This window comes from Streptomyces sp. NPDC005878, assembly GCF_040629815.1.
Taxonomy (GTDB): domain Bacteria; phylum Actinomycetota; class Actinomycetes; order Streptomycetales; family Streptomycetaceae; genus Streptomyces.
Window position 1 is genome coordinate 10,540 of the sequence record NZ_JBEXWK010000023.1, and the last position, 17,258, is coordinate 27,797.

A 17,258-nucleotide genomic window follows, 5' to 3' on the forward strand; every position below is an offset into this window, starting at 1 on the left:
GTTCTGGTGTGCCGTGTGCAAGTGCGCGTACCCGCACGGCCCGGAAGGGCCCGGCGCCGCGCTCGAGGCGCACAGCGCCGCACAGCACGGGGGCAGTTCCCCCACTGATGGAGCCCGAACGATCACTGGCGGCCAAGTGGTGATCGGCCTCGTGGTCCTGGTCGTGCTGGCCTGGGCCATGCGCCTCTTCGCGTGACCGGAGCGCCCTTAACCGGAACGAGCACGGCCGCGCCGAAGAGCGACATCCGCGCCGGAATACGGAATGTGACGGGGTGGGACGCGAGTTGACGTGCCGCGCTGTGGTCGGTAATCCACGACGACCGCCAGTTGCCCCGCGGTGGCCACGGCGAAGGGGCCATCCCGCCGGTTAGTCCGGATCTGGCGCCAGCAGTTCGCCGAGGACTGCGATCACGTCACGCAGCGGAAATCCGGCAGGCCACCAGGTGCCGTACTTCTTGCGGTAGGGGTACCAGTGGCGGCCATCAGTGCCCAAGCGGAGCTGGGCATCGTGTCCGACCACCGTGAGCCAGGATCCGTCGACCCCCAGGCGCGGGGCGTGGTCGCCTTCCCAGTTCTGACGGACTTCTTCGCGTACCGCCCGCAGGAAGAGCGGGTCGATGTCTCGATGTTCGTCAAGGATGGCGAGTGCGGCGGCGCCACCGTAGTGCCAGGCCGCGGCGGCCCGGGCCAGCGCGGTGGGTGTACGCCCGGTGCCCCAGGCCAGCCGTTGCGAGACCGACAGCGGCGGGTCGGCCGCAGCGAGCCGGGCGGCGTCATCGCTGACGCTCAGTACGGGCGTGGTGATCTGCTCCCCCAGAGGCAGGAGGGCCCGGTGCAGCAGAGCTGCCGCCCGGGCGGCAGTGTCAGCGGCCAGGAACTCCAGGCCCACCGCATCGATTCCGGAACCAGAGGCAGCAGGACCGACAGCCAGTCCTACCGGCCCCGGTTGGTCGAGGGCCGATGGTAGATCGGGCAGTGGCGGGAGACCGGCCTGCGCCGCAGCGAACACCTGGCGGGCGGAGACCCCGCGCGGCGTGGCAGCGGCAGGCATCGTGCTAGCGGTGGCCTGGGCCGCATTGCGCCGGTGGAGCTCAGCCATGAGCTCCGGTTCGCTGCGTCCACGCAAGAGCAGCAGGACGAACGGGTCCTGATCGAGAAGACGGGCGACCTGGTAGTACAGGGCCGCCGCGTGCTTGCAGGGGTAGCCGTCATCGGGACATGAGCAGGACGGGACGAGTTCGCGGCTGCCGGGCAGGAGGTGTACGCCGGCCTGGGCGGCGTCCTCGGCCAAGGCGGTGGGCATGTCGCGGTCCAGAAGGGCAGCGAGGTGGCCGGCCCTGGCCGCGACCACGTCGAGCAGCGCGTCCCACTGCCTCTCGGTGAGCTGCGGGATCTCCATGGAAGTGCGGTAGGGGGTGGGGAGGCTGCCTCGCACCTGGGCGGTCGCGCGGCCTGGGGTGATGGTGATCTCGCGGACGTTCCCGGCGCGGGCGTAGGTGCGTCCGCGGGCGAGGCGTCCGGTAGCCGAGCGGGTGGGGCCCTCCAAGGCGGAGACCCAGGCGTTGCCCCACCAGGTGTCGGCGAATGAACGGCGGCCGCGGGCGGAGGGCAGTGGGGCGAAGACGCGGTGGCGGTCACGGCCGCTTTCAGGGGTGTGACTCATCGGCGCACCGCCCGCAGCTGCACGAAATCGGCGAGCTCGGCGTCGCTCAGCTCGGTAAAGGCTGTCTCCCCGCCCCCGAGTACGGCGTCCGCCAACGCGCGTTTCGCATGCAGGAGTTCGGCGATCCGATCCTCGACCGTCCCTTCGGCGATCAGCCGGTGGACCTGGACGGGTCGGGTCTGCCCGATCCGGTAGGCGCGGTCGGTGGCCTGTTCCTCCACGGCCGGGTTCCACCACCGGTCGAAGTGGATGACGTGCCCGGCGCGGGTGAGGTTGAGGCCGGTCCCGGCGGCCTTCAAGGAGAGCAGGAAGACCGGGGCCTGCCCGTCCTGGAAGCGGCGCACCATCTCCTCGCGCTGGGCGACGGAGGTGGCACCGTGCAGGAACTGGACCGGGATGCCACGGCGGGTGAGGTGGTGGGCGATGAGATCGCCCATGCCGACGTACTGGGTGAAGACCAGGGCGGCTTCCTGCTCGGCGAGGATGGTGTCCAGGAGCTCATCGAGCAGGTCGAGCTTCCCGGAGCGGCCCGCCGTCCTGCCGGGTTTGTCCTCCTTGAGGAACTGCGCCGGGTGGTTGGCAATCTGTTTCAGCGCCGCGAGGAGCTTGAGGACCAGGCCGCGACGTGCCATTCCGTCGCTCTGCTCGATCTGGACCATGGTCTCGCGGACCTGCGCCTCGTACAGTCCGACCTGCTCCTTGGTCAGGCTGACCGGGTGGTCGGTCTCGGTCTTCGGTGGCAGTTCGGGCGCGATGCCGGGGTCGGACTTCTTGCGGCGCAACAGGAACGGGGCAACCAGCGCAGCCAGACGGCCGGCAGCTTCGGGGTCCTCACCGCTCTCCGCCCCGCGCGCGTATTCGGCACGGAAGGTGCGCAGCGGGCCGAGCAGTCCGGGAGTGGTCCAGTCGAGCAGCGCCCACAGTTCCGAGAGGTTGTTCTCCACGGGGGTGCCGGTGAGCGCGATGCGGGCGCGGGTGGTCAGGGTGCGCAGGGCCTTCGCAGTCGCCGAGTATGGGTTCTTTACGTGCTGGGCTTCGTCGGCCACCACCATGCCCCAGACGGGTTCGGCGAGTTCGGCCTGGCGCAGGCGCATGGTGGCGTAGGTGGTCAGAACGAAGCCGGTGTCGGTGTCGAGGTCGTCGAGGCTGCGCTTGGTGCCGTGGTAGCGCCGCACCGTGGTGCCGGGCGCGAACCGTTCGATCTCCCGCTGCCAGTTGCCCATCAGCGAGGTGGGGCAGACCACAAGAGTCGGCCCCGCCAGGCCCGGAATGCTCACCCGGTGCAGGTGCAGGGCGATGAGGGTGATCGTCTTGCCGAGGCCCATGTCGTCGGCGAGGCAGCCGCCGAGTCCGAGCGACGTCATCTGGTTGAGCCAGGTCAGACCGCGCACCTGGTAGTCGCGCAAGGTCGCGGCCAGCGCCGCCGGGGCAGGGAGCGGGGTGCGGCGGGCAGTCGCCTCGGGGTCAGCGAGGCGCTCGGTGAGGTCAGCGAGCCAGCCTCGCGCGGCCACAGGCACGCGCTCGCCCGCGATGTCCGCGCTGCCGGCCAGCACGGTGCCGAGAGCTTCGAGGGGTGTGAGTTCGCGGGTTTCTCGGTCGCGGGCGCGGGCCAGGAGGCGCGGGTCGATCACCACCCATTGGTCGCGGAGCCGCACCAGGGGACGGGTGGTCTCGGCGATCCGGTCGAGTTCGGCTTGATCGAGCTCCCGGCCGCCGAGGGTGAACTGCCAGCGAAAGGACAACAGCGCTTCGGCCGACAGCAGCGACGGAAGATCGGATGCCATTTTCTCGGCCGGTTCGACGAGGGCGCGGGCAAGGAGTTCTCTGGCCAGTTCCTTGGGCCAGTGGACGGGGATGCCCGCAGCCGCCAAGGTCTGTGCCGCGTCGCCGAGCAGGTCACTGACCTCGTCGTCGGACAGTTCCAGGGCGGTCGGGGCGGCCATGTCCAACAGACGGCCCATCGGAGGCCAGGCCCGAGCGGCCCGGCGCAGCACCAGGAGTGCCTGGGCGCGTACGTCCGGGGCGGACAGGCACTCCGTGGCCCGGCCGGACCAGATGTCTTCCGCGTCGGCGAGGGAGCCGTCGGCCAGGTGATGAACCTGGACGACCGCCGCCAGCCGCTCCTCGGCGACCATGTTCCAGCCGCCCGCCGTCAGGTCGGGGCGCGGAAGCTCGATGCGAAGGGAAATGCCGACACCCGCGTCCAACCCGGCGGCGAGGTCCTGGGCCCACTCCAGCGGCGGCCCGGTCACCGTGTGCGGCGCGTGCGCGGTCCAGGTCTCCTCCCCCACGGCCACCGTGCCCGCGGGGGTGCGTGCCAGCGCATCGGCGACGGCGTTCAGAAAGGCCCTCACCAGCGGCTCTGCCTGGGGCAGCTCCAGGGGGCCGTCGCCGGGCAGCGGTTCGGCGCGAGCCTCGGGGGGCATGGCGGCTGCCAGCTCCTGTACGCGCACCACATCGTCGCGGTCCAGTGGACCGATCCGCCAGGCGTCGAAGCCGCTGGGGCTGATGCCGGGCAGGAGCCGGCCCCGGCCGATCAGCTGCAGGGCCACGACTGCGGCCGCCCCCCAGAAGGCGGACGCCGGATCGGCTCCTGGCGTGCGCCGGGCGTCGAGGAGAAGGGCGAGTGCGTCCTGCACCGGCATCAGGCGGGCCTCGACCACCCGGCGACGGACCGACACCCCGTGGGGGCGCACCACCGTCAGCCGGTCGGCGGCCGCCGGGACCGGCAGGCCGTCGGGGCGCCAGAACGCGACCTGGCTTGTGCGCGGGGGGTCCGAGGGGATGAACACCGCGGCGCAGGCGGCGAGTTCTCCCGGCTGTGCAGCGGGCCTCGCGGAAGCAGCTGCGGCCGTGCCGCCGTCCGCCGCTGTCATCGCCGACGCACCGGACCTCACGAGCAGCCCCTCCCTACGCCCCTGGCACGGTCCACCCGGGCCGTGCCCGCCGAGAGTAGCGCCGCGCTGCCCTGCGTTCGGCCCGAACGCATGTTGCCCACCCGATCGAGGCACGGTGCTGCCCGGTCCGTGCTCTCTGGCCCGTTGCCGGGGCGGGGGTAGCCGCCTCTCCCGATTGTGGCGCTGCCCTGGCTGACGGCAGTGGCCGAACTCTCTCGTGCCCGGCCACCGACCGGGCGCGTTCGTTACCGTCCTCAACCCTGGAAAGGTGAGATCTCATGGAGCAGGACCCAGCGGCAGACCACCTCGTGCGGGAGGTCCGCGCCGCGCTGCGCATGGATACCGGTGTCCGAGATGCCAACGCTCTGCACGGCGCGGTGATCCAGGTCTGGTTCGACCAGTACGAGGCCCGTGAGGCGGTCCGCTCCTGGCCTCGGCTCGTCTTCGCGGACGCCACCGTCCTGGAGGATGAGGCTGTGGCGCCCCGGCGCACGGAACGGGCTAGTTGGTGGCCGCCTGTCGAGCGCGCCGCGCGGCAGTTTCTGCGTCCGCGTCCCACGGGATTGTCGCCGTTGGTGGTGCACACCGGTGCCGACGGGACACCGGCCCGCGTCTCCTTCGCCTGTCGGGACGACTGGCCGGACCTGACGCAGAGGGTTCTGCGCCGCGAAGGGCCGGTGCTCGGCCGTCTCACCCTCCTGCTGACCGAGGTCGAGAGCCTCCAGACCGTGATCGCCAAGGACTCCTCATTCGACTTGGGAGATGTTGCGGAGGCTCTGCGCTCCGTGATCGACGCCGGAGAGCCGGCACTCTGTGGCCCGCTCCCGGACCGGCCCGAGGCCGGGCCCGCGCAGAGCGCGGCCCCCGAAGACGCGGCGGCGACTGAGGAGGATCTTCGTGCTGCCCGGCAGCGCCTGGACGAACTGCTGTGCCAGCACGACGCCACCAGCCATCCGGAGGTAATCGCCCAGTGGATGGTGGTGGCTGACCTGACCGGGCGGTGCGGCGATGCGCGCGCCGCCATCACGCTGTTCCAGCATCTCGGCGAGGAGCTGCGCGAACTGCTCGGCCCGCACCACACGCGGACGCTGGACGCCTATGAGGGCATCGCGCGCTGGGTGTCGAGCGGGGGCCGCGCCTGATCCGGCTGCATGCGCGACGGGGGCGGCCCGGGCCTGCGGCGTCGGCCCGGGCCACCCCGGTCACCGGATCCCGGTGTAGGTGGGGCCGGGCAGCCGCGTGTAGTGCTGCTCCTCGGCGGGAGACGCCGCGGCTTGATGCGCCTCGTCTTGGGCTTGGCGTTCCTGCTGCTGCAGACGCAGATCCGCCGCGATCTTCCTCGTTCGGCGTTCTTCATCCTGCTGCTCGCGCAGCCTCGCCAGCCGTCGGAGCTCCTCGAGCCGTACCTCGTCCATGCGGTGCGTCCTCTCGTGCGGGGGTGGGTGGGTCGGTCAGCGCACGCCTACGCCGACGTTCTGCTGGGCCTGCTGGGCGTTGTGCTGCGCCTCGTCCACGCTGGCGGCCTTGGCCGGCGCGCTCTCGGGGGGTGCCGGGTGGGCGGCGGCGCGGGCTTCGGTCCCGGCCATCAGCTTCTGGCTCGCCTCGAGAACCCGGCCTTCCTGGCCCTCGAACAGCTTGGCGATGTCCTGGTCGCTCGGGGCCTCCGCCTGAGGGGTGGGGCGGGCCGTGAGGTTGCCCGGGTGCCGCCGCTCGGCCGTGCGGTCCCGGCGCGGCAGTTCGGGCACTGCCGTCGCAGGGGCCGGCTCTGCGGGCGCGGATGGCGTGGGTGCGGCCGGTGCCTGCTTCTGCTCCGGCTCGGCCGGCGCGGGGGCGGCGGCTTCGGGCGCCGGGGTGGCTTCCGGCTGCACAACCGGTGCCGGCGCCGGTGCCTCGGGCGCTGCGGATGCGGAGATGGCCTCGGCGCCCTTTTGGAGTTCGAGCAGATTCGGCAGGCGCTGCTCGAGCAACTCCAGTTGGCCAGGCAAGTCGTTGCGGGAGACGGTGAGGGTCTCGCGCGGCTTGAGGCCGTTGGGGGGGCCGACGACGTTGAGGGTCTGGAGCACGGCTAGGGCCCGCTCGGCCTGCGCGTGGGTGAGGTTCAGCTCGGTGATCTCGCTCAGCACAAGCGGCGAGGCGACTGTGCCCTGCTCGACTATGTGCGCGGCCACCGCGCGGACCTGGTCGGCGTTGAGCTCCGCTTCCAGGGCCTGGGCGGTGAGCTCGGGCGGCCCGGCGATCTCCTGGGCGAGGCGGTCGGCGACCTTGTTGAGGAACTGGGCGTTGCGGTCGAAGGGGTTGGTGTCCACCTGGCGGCGCAGCGCCTTGATGAGCGCAAGGCGGGTCTCGACCGGATTGTCGGTCTGCAGGCCGGCTACGAAATCGCTGGGAGGAAAGACCGCCTGGGTGCCCCACTCCTGGTCTCCATCGGCTCCCGCAGCGGCGATCTCCTTCTGAGCGAGAAGGAAGCGGATCTGCAGCTCCGGGCGGTCCTGAGGCCGCAGATTCTTCGCGCGCAGTTCTTGACCCACGGTACGCGACTCCTCGAAGAGAGTGTCCATGTACCGCTCGGGCGGCTGCTCCTCGTAGTGGCCGAAGTCCCGCTGCTCTTCCGCGCCGAGGGAGCCGCGCATGCGCTCCAGACGCTGCTCTGCGTAGTGGAAGACCATGGCGGCGATGTTGCGGCGCCCGGAGGTGCCCTGTCCCTGGTCGTCGTAGCGCCGCATGACGGCCCGCGCGATCCCCGAGATCATCTCGAAGCCGCGGAGCTGAGCGGTCTCCACCATGCCGTGCAGGCGCACGTCGAGGGTCAGGCGGTGGCCGGCGCGCCGGGCCCGGCCTGCCATCTCGGTCAGGGCAGTCATCAGCTGGGAGGCCTCGGCCAGTTCCGGGTCGGCCTTGGCACCGGTGGACAGGGTGCTCTCCAGCTCGGGGTCGTCCGCGTCGTCCAGGCCCAGGTCCGTGTCCGGGTCGTCCGGCTCGGCCCTGCGCAGCTCCCTGTTGAGCCTGTGGACGTGCGCCATTAGCAGACGCGGACTGTCCAGGGCTTGTACGGAGTCCAGACCGGAGGCCCGGGCCGCATGGTCCTCGGCAACCCGGGTGAGAGTGCGCATCGCCTGCCCGCCCGCCGTATTGCGCTGCTCCCACTTGTCGAGGTGACCGCTGACCTTGGCCGCGTGGCGGGCGATGAGGCTAGCCGCCAGGGTGGTGATCTTCGCGGCCTGGACCGCGGTCTGGGGGGTGATCTCGGCCTGTTGGTTGAGGCGCGCCAGGACGTCGTCGACCTGCTGGCGGATGTCGCGGATGGCGTGCCAGTCGGGGTGGCTGAAGTAGTAGGCCTGGTTGTTCTGCGCGGCGGCCATCGCGGCGTCGAGGCCCGCCAGATCGCGGGGACCCGCCTCGGGAGGCGCGGCCGCGTCGTCCAGCGCCCGGGCCCTGCGCATGCCGCGCTGGAGGTTGACCAGGCGCGCGTACCGTTCGAGTGCTTCCGCGTTCATGGCCGGGGTCACGTTGGTGGACAACTTCGGTTCGGTCTGGAGTGGGGTCGGTGTCGTCATCAGGGTCTCCGCGTCAGGACTGGCTTTGTGCGAGTGAGGTGGAATGACCTGCGGCGAGGGCGTTGTCCTCGGCTTCCTGGTGTGCGGATTTGCGCAGGTTCTTGCGCACACGGGATGCGGGCGCGGTGCCATCGGCCGGGTCGGGCTCGCCGCCGGTCGCGCTGCGCGTCTCCTTGTCGGCGATGATCTTGCTGACGAGCTTGCGGAGCCTGGTCATGACGAGCTCGTCGACGGCTGCCTCCGGAGCGTCCGCCGGCGTGGGGGCGGGGCTCTTCGTATTCGGCACGGAGTCGGGTGGGGTGCGGGGGCCGGTCGGGGTCGCGGGGCGGGCGAGGAGGGTGTCGATGTCGGCGGCGCGGGCCAGGACGGTGCGCGGTGCATCGGCCCGGTAGGGGCCGAGAATCTGCTGCTCCTCCAGGCGGTGTAGGAGCCGGTCGGCCCGCTCGGCGGTGACGTTCATGGTGCGCCGCAGCGTGAGTGGGGAGGCGTTCTGGTGGGCGGTGACCGTCAGGGCGGCCTGCCGCAACTGGGCCGGGAGAATGGGGCCTTGCGGGTCAACTCCGGTGGGCACGATCCCGATCAGGCGCTGTTGGTAGGCCCAGGCCACACCGTTGAGAAGGTCGGCGGTGGGCTCGTAGGGGTTGGCGTCCTCGCCGGTGTGCGGGTCGGTGTCACGCAGTTCGGCGACGCGGTCGGCGAGCCGGTCCAGCAGCAGTTCGTGCGCGGCAACCAGGTTCGGGACGGGCGGGGCGCCCGCGACCAGACCGTTGTCGGGCAAGAAGTCGCCGCCCGGGGGCTGGCCGTTGAGCTGTTCGTAGCGGGCACGCCAGCGCGCCCGGTTGATGATCCACTGTTCCTGGAGTTCACCGCGCTCGGCGAGCGAGGTGGCAGGGGATGCCATGCGGCGTTCGAGGTCGCGTTCGATGTGGGAGAGGTCCTGCATGCGCCGGTCGGTACGCACCGCGCGCGGGACAGTCTGATCGTCCGGGTCCTGGCCGCGCAGACGAGCAATGGTGCGTTCCAGGCGGTTGCCCAGACCGGTGAGCCGGATCTTGGAGGCGACGGTGGCGAGTCCCTCAAGGATGCGGATGGCGCACCTCTTGGCCCGGTTCATCAGCTGCTCGCCACCGGGGCCGTGCAGTCGGCGCAGCGCGGGCTCGCCGGCATCCATCTGGGCCACCAGGTCGGTGATCTTCTCGTAGATGGTGCCGGGCAGGCCGATGGAGTACGGGCGCAGCGCGGCGAGGGCTTCGTGCGCACTGTGGTGGGCGACGGTGAGATCGGCCGCCAGCGGTGTCTCGTCGGCGGGTGGGAGCTCGGCGGCGGCGCGGCTGATGTCGGTGAGCTCGGCTGCCTCCTGGCTGAACCGGTTGTCGAGTTCCTCCCAGGTCTGCTGGGTGGCCTCTTCCTGGGTCCAGGAGCCGTCGTTGCGCAGGACCCAGATGTGATCGTCGGCTGCCAGGACGTCCAGGGCCAGGTCCGGGTGTCCGGCCGTGTACGCGGAGAGGGCCTGTTCGGCGCGGCGCCTGGTGTGCTCCGCGCTGCCGTCGGGGCCCTGGGCGATCGTGTCGAGGAGGTCGGCGAGCTGGGCGGGGGTGGGCTGGGCCGGGAATGCGGCCGGCAGGATGCTGCGCACCGCTGTACGCCAGGTCGGGCTCAAGGGGGTGCCGAGGAGTCCGGCGGCTTGGGCGGCGCGCCACTCGATGGCGGCGAGCAGTTCGGGGCCGGTCATGTCGGTGAAGCGGCTGTACGACATGCGCAGTGAGTCGGACCGGGCCGTTCCGAGCCACACCACCACGGTGGGGTCCTCGCTCGTCTGGTCGTCGCCGGATGTGCTCAGGTCGACGCCGTAGACGCTGCCCAGCTTCAGCGGCTGGGGCAAGCGGTTGGGCTCGGGGCTCTCGGTGGTGTGCTGACCGAGGCGTTCGTGCACGGCCGCATGGAGGGCGTACGCCGCGGTGGTGCGGTCGGTGTACTCGACCTCCGGCCGCCCCTCGACCGGGGAGGGCAAGATCATGCTGAGCACCAACGGCTGCTGCTCGGGCGCAGGTTCTTCGGGCTGAGGGCTGGGCGCGGTGACGGGGCCGCTGGCGCGGGTCCCGGACGGCCACTGCCCGGGACGGGGCGCCTCGGATCCAGCGGCCCCGGGTGAGGTCGCCGCAGGGGGCACGGACGTCGCCTCGGCGGCGGACTGGCGGCTGCGCACGTGGGAGTCGTCCGCGAAGTAGCCCTCGGTGTCGGCTGCGAGAAGGTCCAGGGCCTGCTCGTAGACCTCGTTCTCGTAGTCCTCGTGGTGCCTGCCGGGGCCGAGGAGTACGGCGGTGGCGGTCATGTGCCCGGGGATCTTCCACTCCTGGTGGAGTCGCTTCGCCCAGCTGAGCGCGGCCTGCTCGAGCGCGGTCGTGCCGTCGGGGGCTTCGGCCTGGACCGCTTCATGGATATAGCGGGCGGCCTCGGCGGCGATGGCCCGGGTGCGCGGGAAGAACCTGGTGGAGTCGAAGGCGTGGTTGGCTCGCTCGCTCTCGTCGGCGTTCTTCATCAGGACCGCTTCGACCGTGGCGTCGAGGAGCGGTTGGTGCTGCTCCAGGGCGTGCAGCACGGGTGCGGCGCCGTCACCGCCGGCGTCGATGCCGTCTTCCCACAGCTTCGCCGCGTCCTTGGCGTCCGGCGCGGCAGTCACCGTGGTGGGCCCTGCGGCCTTCACCAGCAGGTCCCACTTGTCGAGCAGCACCTTGCGGCCGCTGTCGTCCGCATCCAGGAACATGATGTGGGGGCGCGGATTGTCGGTGTCGAGGCCTCGCAGGGTGGTGAGCTGGCGTTCGGTGAACGCGGTGCCCATCGGGGCGCCGACCACGGGACGCTGCTCGATCGGCAGGGTGGCGGCTGCTCGCGCGACGGCGATTACGTCGAGGTAGCCCTCGACACTGACCCGGGGCCCGCTGCTGCTGGCCAGGGCTTCGGCCTGGGCGGGGTGGTGGAGGCCGAAGACGAGTTCGCTCTTGTTGAAGAGCTCCGCGTCGTTCGAGGTGTTGAGATACTTCGGTCCCCCGCGTTCCTTGGCCTGTTCTTCCGTCTCGCCCGGCCGGTCGACGCGCCGTCCGCTGAAGCCGACGATGTCCTGGTTCTCGTCGTGGATCGGGAACATGATGCGGTCGGTGAACGTGTCGATGAGCGTGCCGCGCTTGCTGGTGGTGGCGAGGCCTGCGTGAAGGAGTTCGGCTTCACTGAAACCCTGGGCCATCAGCTCGCGGGTCAGCAGGTCCCAGCGGCCGGCGCCGCGGTCGCTGGGGGCGTAGCCCAGGCCCCATTCCTGCTGGACCTCGGCAGGGAGTTGGCGTTCGTCGGTCAGGTAGGTGCGGGACAGCTCGGCGTTCGGATCGCTGCGCAGCCGCTCGGCGAAGATCTGGGCGGCCGCACTGTTGGCGGCGATCAGCCGCTCGCGCGGCACACCGGTCTGAGCGCCGGAGTCATCCTGCAGGGCGCCTTGGCCTACCTGGGGGGTGTGCTGGAAGTCGATGCGGTAGGCGGCCAGGGTCTTGTCGGGGTGCTGGCGGACCGCCTCGTGCAGGACGGGGCGGAGATTATCCGCGAGCTCGCGGTCACGATCAGCGTCTCCGCTGGTCTCCAGAGTGATCACGACGGTCCGCTCGGCGGTGAGCACTCCGGTTGCCTCCAGCGTGACACCGAGGTTGGTGAGGGCATTGCGGGCCAGTGCCGTGAGCTGGTCGACAGGGTCGGCTGGGGCGGGTCCGGGCTGTTCGGCTGGGATGGCGGTGGGCCCCGTCTGCATGGTGTTGTCCTGCTGCTGGTGCTCGTTGCCCGGGCGCGCCCGGGCGTCCGGCTCGGTGGCGGCGGCCGCGGTTTCAACCCCTGCCGTTTCCGGCTCCGTCACGGCCTCCTGGTCCGGTGCGGCGGGCGAGGGCGCCGCGGGCTGCGCGGCGGGGCCGTCGGAGCCCTTGTGCTCTGCCTCCCCGGTGGCGGGCACGGGCCCCTGTGCCGCGGGAACGGGCGGGACGGCGGCCTCTTCAGCGGTGTCCGGCGCCGACGCGGGTGGTGCGAGGGTCGCGGGCCCGGGGGTCGCCTGGGGCGCTTCGGCGGGTGCCGGCTGGCCCGGGGCTGATCCAGGAGCGGTGGGGATGTAGTCCAGGACGGACCGACCGCCGCCGTCATTCGCGCTCATCCACGCAGTCACCGCGGCCAGCAGCGTCTGCGCGTCGACCGTGTCAAGGTCGACGGCCGGGAGGGTGACGGCCCGCGCGCTGCCTGCTTCGTCCACGGCAGTGAGCCCGAGCATGAGCACGGGCGTCTCGGCCTGGTGATTCACCAGCGCGTAGACCGGGCGGCCGTGAATGTGGGCCAGGAGCGCGACCTCAGCGGCGCCGCCGGTCAGCTGGGCCTGCACCTGGGCGAGCAGACGCGGCGCGGCCTCCTCGGCGGTCATGAGGATCTCGCCGGGCAGCTCGAATATGGGCATCTGGATGTCGTCGTCGGGGTCCACGGCCATCGTGGTGGGCTCCTGTGCCGTTTCGGGCGTCGGCTCGGTCGAGTCAGGTGTGCCGTCGGGTTGCGGGGCGACCTGCTGGGCGCGGCGCTGGATGTACTGGCCGAGCTCCATCTCGCCGTCATCGGTCTGCTGGACGAAGGAGATGAACTGCCCCTGAAATGCCTTCTGGTGCAAGTCGCGGAGCTTTGCCGTGTCGGTCGTCCGCGCCGCCTGCCCATGGAAGATCTTCGCCAGGGTCAGTTGTGCGCAGTGGATGTGGTGTCCCAACCGCTGGGCCAACTGTGCGCGTTGGCCGCTGTCGTCGGCGTCCGCGCCCAGTACGGTCTGCAAGGCGAGCAAGTTGGTGAGGCCGGGCACGCCGAGGGTGTCGACGTCGGTCAGAGCCGTTGCTGCCCGGGAGGCAGCCGGGGAGTCCGACAGCCACTGTTCGTGCTGGTCGAGCTCGCGCAGCAGAGCCTGGTGGGCAGCCGTGTACGCGGCGGCATCCGGGTAGGGCGCGGCAGTTTCGGTGCCCGCCTGCAGGTCGGCGGCGAGTGGTTGCTCGACTGCGGACGAGTTCGACGGTGCACTGGTGGCCATGGTGCCCTCCTGACGTGCGGCGGCCGGTTGGGGGTGCGGGCTGCTCCCGATTTCGGGGCCTGTGCTCTGCGCCCGGTCGTCGACCTCATCCGCGACCTGCTCTTCCGGGGCGGCGTGATCGACGCCGGGTGGCTCCTCGTCCGCTTCACTGGCGGCGGGGGTGATCTCGGCCGGCACAGGTGCGGCGCGCCCGGGGTCCTGAGTGCTGTCGGCTGTGCGTCCTGCGGCCGCATCTGGCGTGGCCGTGGAAGAGGCGGCCGCGGGCGCGACCGGTTCGTCTGGCGCCTGCGCCACCGCGGTCGCGGCCTCGCTCGAGGCGGCCGGAGCGACGTCGGGGGCTGGTTCAGGAGCGCCAGCGTCGTCAGTGCGTGCCGGCTCCAACGGCGGCGGTGCTTCTTCTCCGCGCGCGGGTTGCTCCCGCTCGACCTTGTTCTGGTGGTTGTGCTGCGGGCTGCTGGTGCGCGCGTCGGCCGCAGAGGGTGCTGCCGTCTGGCTGCCGGAGGCGCCGTCGCGCGTGGGGGACGTCGACTCCGCGGTGGTCTTTCGCGGCCCTGCAGCCGATGGCTCGAGCGGCCCGCCGTCTTCCGCAGGCGCCGGTGCGGGCGCGGGCGTCCCAGCAGGTGAGCGGACCTGGTCGGACGCAGCCGGGACGGGTTGTGCCGGTGCTTCGATCTGGGTTCCGCTGCCGGGAACCGGGCCGGGTGCCTCACCGGTGGGTGCGGGTGGGGTGGGCCGGGACTCGAGGGGGCGCCAGGTCGCGCGGCGGTCGGCCGCGGTGTCGACCGTGTCGGTCTCCCCCAGCGCGTAGGCCCGCAGTTGGTTGGCCACGTGCTGAGCGGCTTCGGCCACATGTTCCGCCGCGGGAAGCCGGGGGAACTTGACTTGCTTGTTGCCGAGCGGGACCAGCTCTCCCGCCCAACCGGCCGCGTCTTCCAGCACGTTGAGGATCGCCTCAGCGTGCAGGCCGTACTTTGTTGCGTGGTCGCGGACGGCGTCGAGGTAGGTGATGACGATGCCACGCACACGGACCCGGTGGACGTCGTCCGCCTGTACGCCCTTGGCGGTCTTCCACTGCGGGTTGCGCACGTTGCTCACGTAGTGGTCGGCTGCTTCCTTTCCTGCCTCCTCCAGAGCGGCGCGCAGGTTCAGTACGGCACGGGCGGCGTACTCGTAGGCGACGGGGTCGGTCAGCGTCTCGAGAGCGGCTGCGGCGTTCTCGTCGTACTGGGCCAGCGGATACTGGTAGGTCCAGTAGGCGCGATCCGGGCCCGCCGTGAGGTCCGCGACGTCACGGGCGGTCGACTGAGCGGCCCGCGCGGCAGCCTCGGCCGCCATGGCGTAGGTTTCCTCGATCTCCTTCTTGGTCCGCGTGCCGGTCTTGTGCCAGTCGTCCCGCAGGGGCGCGGGGGCGGGTGGCAGTGGGGCCCTCCCGCTCTCCTCGGGCACCGGAAGGGCACCCAGTGGTGCGTAGTTGATGGGTGGCAGTGGCGCTTGGTCGACGGTCTCGATGTCCCGGGGGGCACCGGGCACGGGAAGGTCGTAGCGGGCGTACCAGGCGTGCCCGCGCTCGGAGAGCTGAATCTGCGCACCGACGCGCTCGGCCAGTCCTTCGTCCAGGAGGGCCTTGATGCGCTGCGGTGAGCTCGCGGGGCGGACGGAGCGGCGGGGCACGCGCTGCATGAACTCGCCGTCAACTTCCGTGATGTTGCCGCGTGCGATGTCGGCGAGGTCCCGATGTCGTTCCTGGGTGTAGCGCGGGAGCGGTTCCTCTGGTTCGGCGGCTGCCGGCTCCGGGTTGGTGGCGTCCTGGCCAGCGGCGGAGTCCGGATCCGGCTGTGCCATGGCGAACAGCGTGGTCTGCTCCTGGACACCTGGCTGTGGGGTGTCCGCCTCGAAGTCCGGGACCGGCGCGCTGTCCTCCGCGCTCTCACCCTCGGCACGTACCGATCCGGGGGTCATTGTGGGCTCGTCGGACGCTGCTGAGGCCTGCGCGGCGGGGGCAACTGCTTCAGAGGCAGGCTCGTCTTGCGGTTCGGACCCGTCGAGAATCCCGGAGGGAACGTCCTCGTCTCCCCACGTCTCGGCAGATGGGTACGCGGGCAGCACGGTGGGGCCTTCGGCCGACGGGCCTTGGCGCCCGGAGCCTGTCTCGCTGATCTCCGGGTTGGAAGGTTGAGTGGATGCCGCGCCGAGGTCGGGAGCTAGAGCGGCCGGTGCCTCCGTTGCCGGGCTGGTTGCTGCGGCAGGCGGCTGCGACGGCGTCCTCCCGGAAGGGGCACTGCCTGCTCCGGGAGCAGTCGGGAGAGAGGGGGTGTCTGGGTCGCCGCGGGCATCGGCGTCCGCCTTCCGGCCCGCGTTGCTCCGGGGACTCCGCGGGGCGGATCGTGGAGCCGCCGCAGCGGTACGGCCGTCTGGCTGGGCTGCGGTACGGGAGTCGGTGCGCCTGTCCTGGCTCGGCACGGTTCTGCGCCCGTCGCCGCGCGCGGAATCGTGTTCAGGTGTCAGTACGCGAGGAGCGTCGTCGGTTGCGGACCAGCCGGGGGCCGCGTCGGGAAGGGTCAAGCCCGACGGCACTTCTCCCTCCGCCGTCCATCGTAGATCAGGTGCGCTCGGGGAAACCGGGGCTGCTGCGGATGCGTCCAGGACGCGCGGGGCGTCCTCATCGCTCCCCCACCCTTGGGCCACCGCGCCGAGGGCCGAGGGGGCGTCTTGGTCACCCCATGCGCCGGCCCCGCTGCTCGGGGCGGTGAGGCCGACTGCTCCCTCCGCGTCGTGCTCGGGGGCCAGCGGGCGAGGTGCGTCGTCCTCGGCAGACCAGCCCGGACCCGCGTCCACAGGCGCCAGTCCCGACGGCGGTTCCTCGGCCGCCGTCCAGCCGGTTCCCGGCGCGGTCAGAGGCGACAGCGGCGCCTCGGACATGTCCAGGGCGCGCGGGGCGTCCTCGTGGCTCGCCCATCCCTCCGCGACAGCATCAAGAGCGGAGGGCGCGTCCTCCTGGCCCCATGCCTCGGCAGCGGTCGTGCCCACGGCAGGCCCGGTCGCTCCTTCGGCGGTCAGTTCAGGGGCGAGCACCCGGGGAGCGTCGTCGGTTGCGGACCAGCCGGGGGCCGCGTCGGGAAGGGTCAAGCCCGACGGCACTTCTCCCTCCGCCGTCCACCGTGGATCAGGTGCGCTCGGGGAAACCGGCGCTGCTGCAGATGCGTCCAGGACGCGCGGGGCGTCCTCGTGGCTCGCCCATCCCTCCGCGACAGCATCAAGAGCGGAGGGCGCGTCCTCCTGGCCCCATGCCTCGGCAGCGGTCGTGCCCACGGCAGGCCCGGTCGCTCCTTCGGCGGTCAGTTCAGGGGCGAGCACCCGGGGGGCATCGTCGGTTGCGGACCAGCCCGGACCCGCGTCAACAGGCGCCAGTCCCGACGGCGGTTCCTCGGCCGCTGCCCAACCAACCGGTTCGCCCGCAGTAGGAGATGCCGGCTGCGACGCAGCCGTGTCCATCACGCGCGGGGCGTCCTCGTGGCTTGCCCATCCCGCGTCTCCCAGGCTGAGGGCGGAGGGGGCGTCTTCGTCTCCCCACCAGCCACTTTCACGGCCCACCGTGGGGGGCGCGGCAGTTCCCTCGGCAGCCTGTTCTGGGGCGAGCACCCGGGGAGCATCGTCCGCGGCAGACCAGCCCTGGGCCTCACCGGGCACAGCCAGCCCCGACGGCGGTTCCTCCTCCGTGGCCCACCCTGCGTCGGGTGGAAGGACCCGGGGTGCGTCGTCCGCTTCCGTCCATCCGTCAGCGGCAGAATCAAGCGCGGAGGGGGCGTCCTGGTCTCCCCAGCCGCCCTCTGCGCTGCGGGGCGGGATCGGGAATTCCTCCGGGGCGGTGGCCAATTCGTCACCTCGTTGAAGATCACGGGTGGCGGCCGGGCCGCCTGCAGTCCCTGGGACAGATCAAGTGCCTTTCGACGCTAGGGATCACGGGTGTTCGAGGGCGCGGCCTCCCTGCGGCGCTCCCGCCTGGGGGGATTCGCGGCGCAGAAATCTCGTGGCCGCTCCCCCCAGGCGGTCCGTGCCCTCGG

The 17,258-nt window shown here is 71.7% G+C and carries 6 protein-coding genes; 1 reads left to right on the forward strand and 5 read right to left on the reverse strand.

Annotated features, from left to right (window positions below; genetic code table 11):
• Positions 1 to 367 precede the first annotated feature (367 nt).
• Both ABZ404_RS27945 and ABZ404_RS27950 read right to left on the reverse strand, forming a co-directional pair.
• Entirely contained in the window at positions 368 to 1,663 is a 1,296-nt protein-coding gene (locus ABZ404_RS27945) for an SWIM zinc finger family protein (RefSeq protein ID WP_358835354.1), read from the reverse strand.
• Positions 1,660 to 4,539 carry a DEAD/DEAH box helicase gene (locus ABZ404_RS27950; RefSeq protein WP_358835359.1) on the reverse strand — a complete coding sequence of 960 codons (2,880 nt, stop codon included), beginning with the start codon at positions 4,537 to 4,539 and terminating at the stop codon, positions 1,660 to 1,662. Before ABZ404_RS27950 ends, ABZ404_RS27945 begins: the two co-directional genes overlap by 4 nt.
• A 299-nt stretch (positions 4,540 to 4,838) precedes the next feature.
• Here ABZ404_RS27950 and ABZ404_RS27955 point away from each other — a divergent pair, with 299 nt between their 5' ends.
• Positions 4,839 to 5,702, forward strand: coding sequence for a hypothetical protein (locus tag ABZ404_RS27955; protein ID WP_358835355.1), 864 nt, complete (start codon positions 4,839 to 4,841; stop codon positions 5,700 to 5,702).
• Positions 5,703 to 5,762: 60 nt separating this feature from the next.
• On the opposite strand, the gene ABZ404_RS27960 is transcribed toward ABZ404_RS27955, so the two are convergent.
• The 3 genes from ABZ404_RS27960 to ABZ404_RS27970 are packed head-to-tail and all read right to left on the reverse strand — an operon-like array spanning position 5,763 to position 15,156.
• Positions 5,763 to 5,975 (reverse strand): hypothetical protein, encoded by a 213-nt coding sequence (locus ABZ404_RS27960; RefSeq protein ID WP_358835356.1) that lies wholly within the window; start codon positions 5,973 to 5,975, stop codon positions 5,763 to 5,765.
• 36 nt (positions 5,976 to 6,011) lie between these two features.
• Positions 6,012 to 8,114, reverse strand: a complete 2,103-nt coding sequence (locus ABZ404_RS27965) for a hypothetical protein (RefSeq protein ID WP_358835357.1) — start codon at positions 8,112 to 8,114, stop codon at positions 6,012 to 6,014.
• 13 nt (positions 8,115 to 8,127) lie between these two features.
• Complete coding sequence (locus ABZ404_RS27970; protein ID WP_358991017.1) at positions 8,128 to 15,156, reverse strand: toprim domain-containing protein; 7,029 nt, start codon at positions 15,154 to 15,156, stop codon at positions 8,128 to 8,130.
• Between the last annotated feature and the right edge of the window lie 2,102 nt (positions 15,157 to 17,258).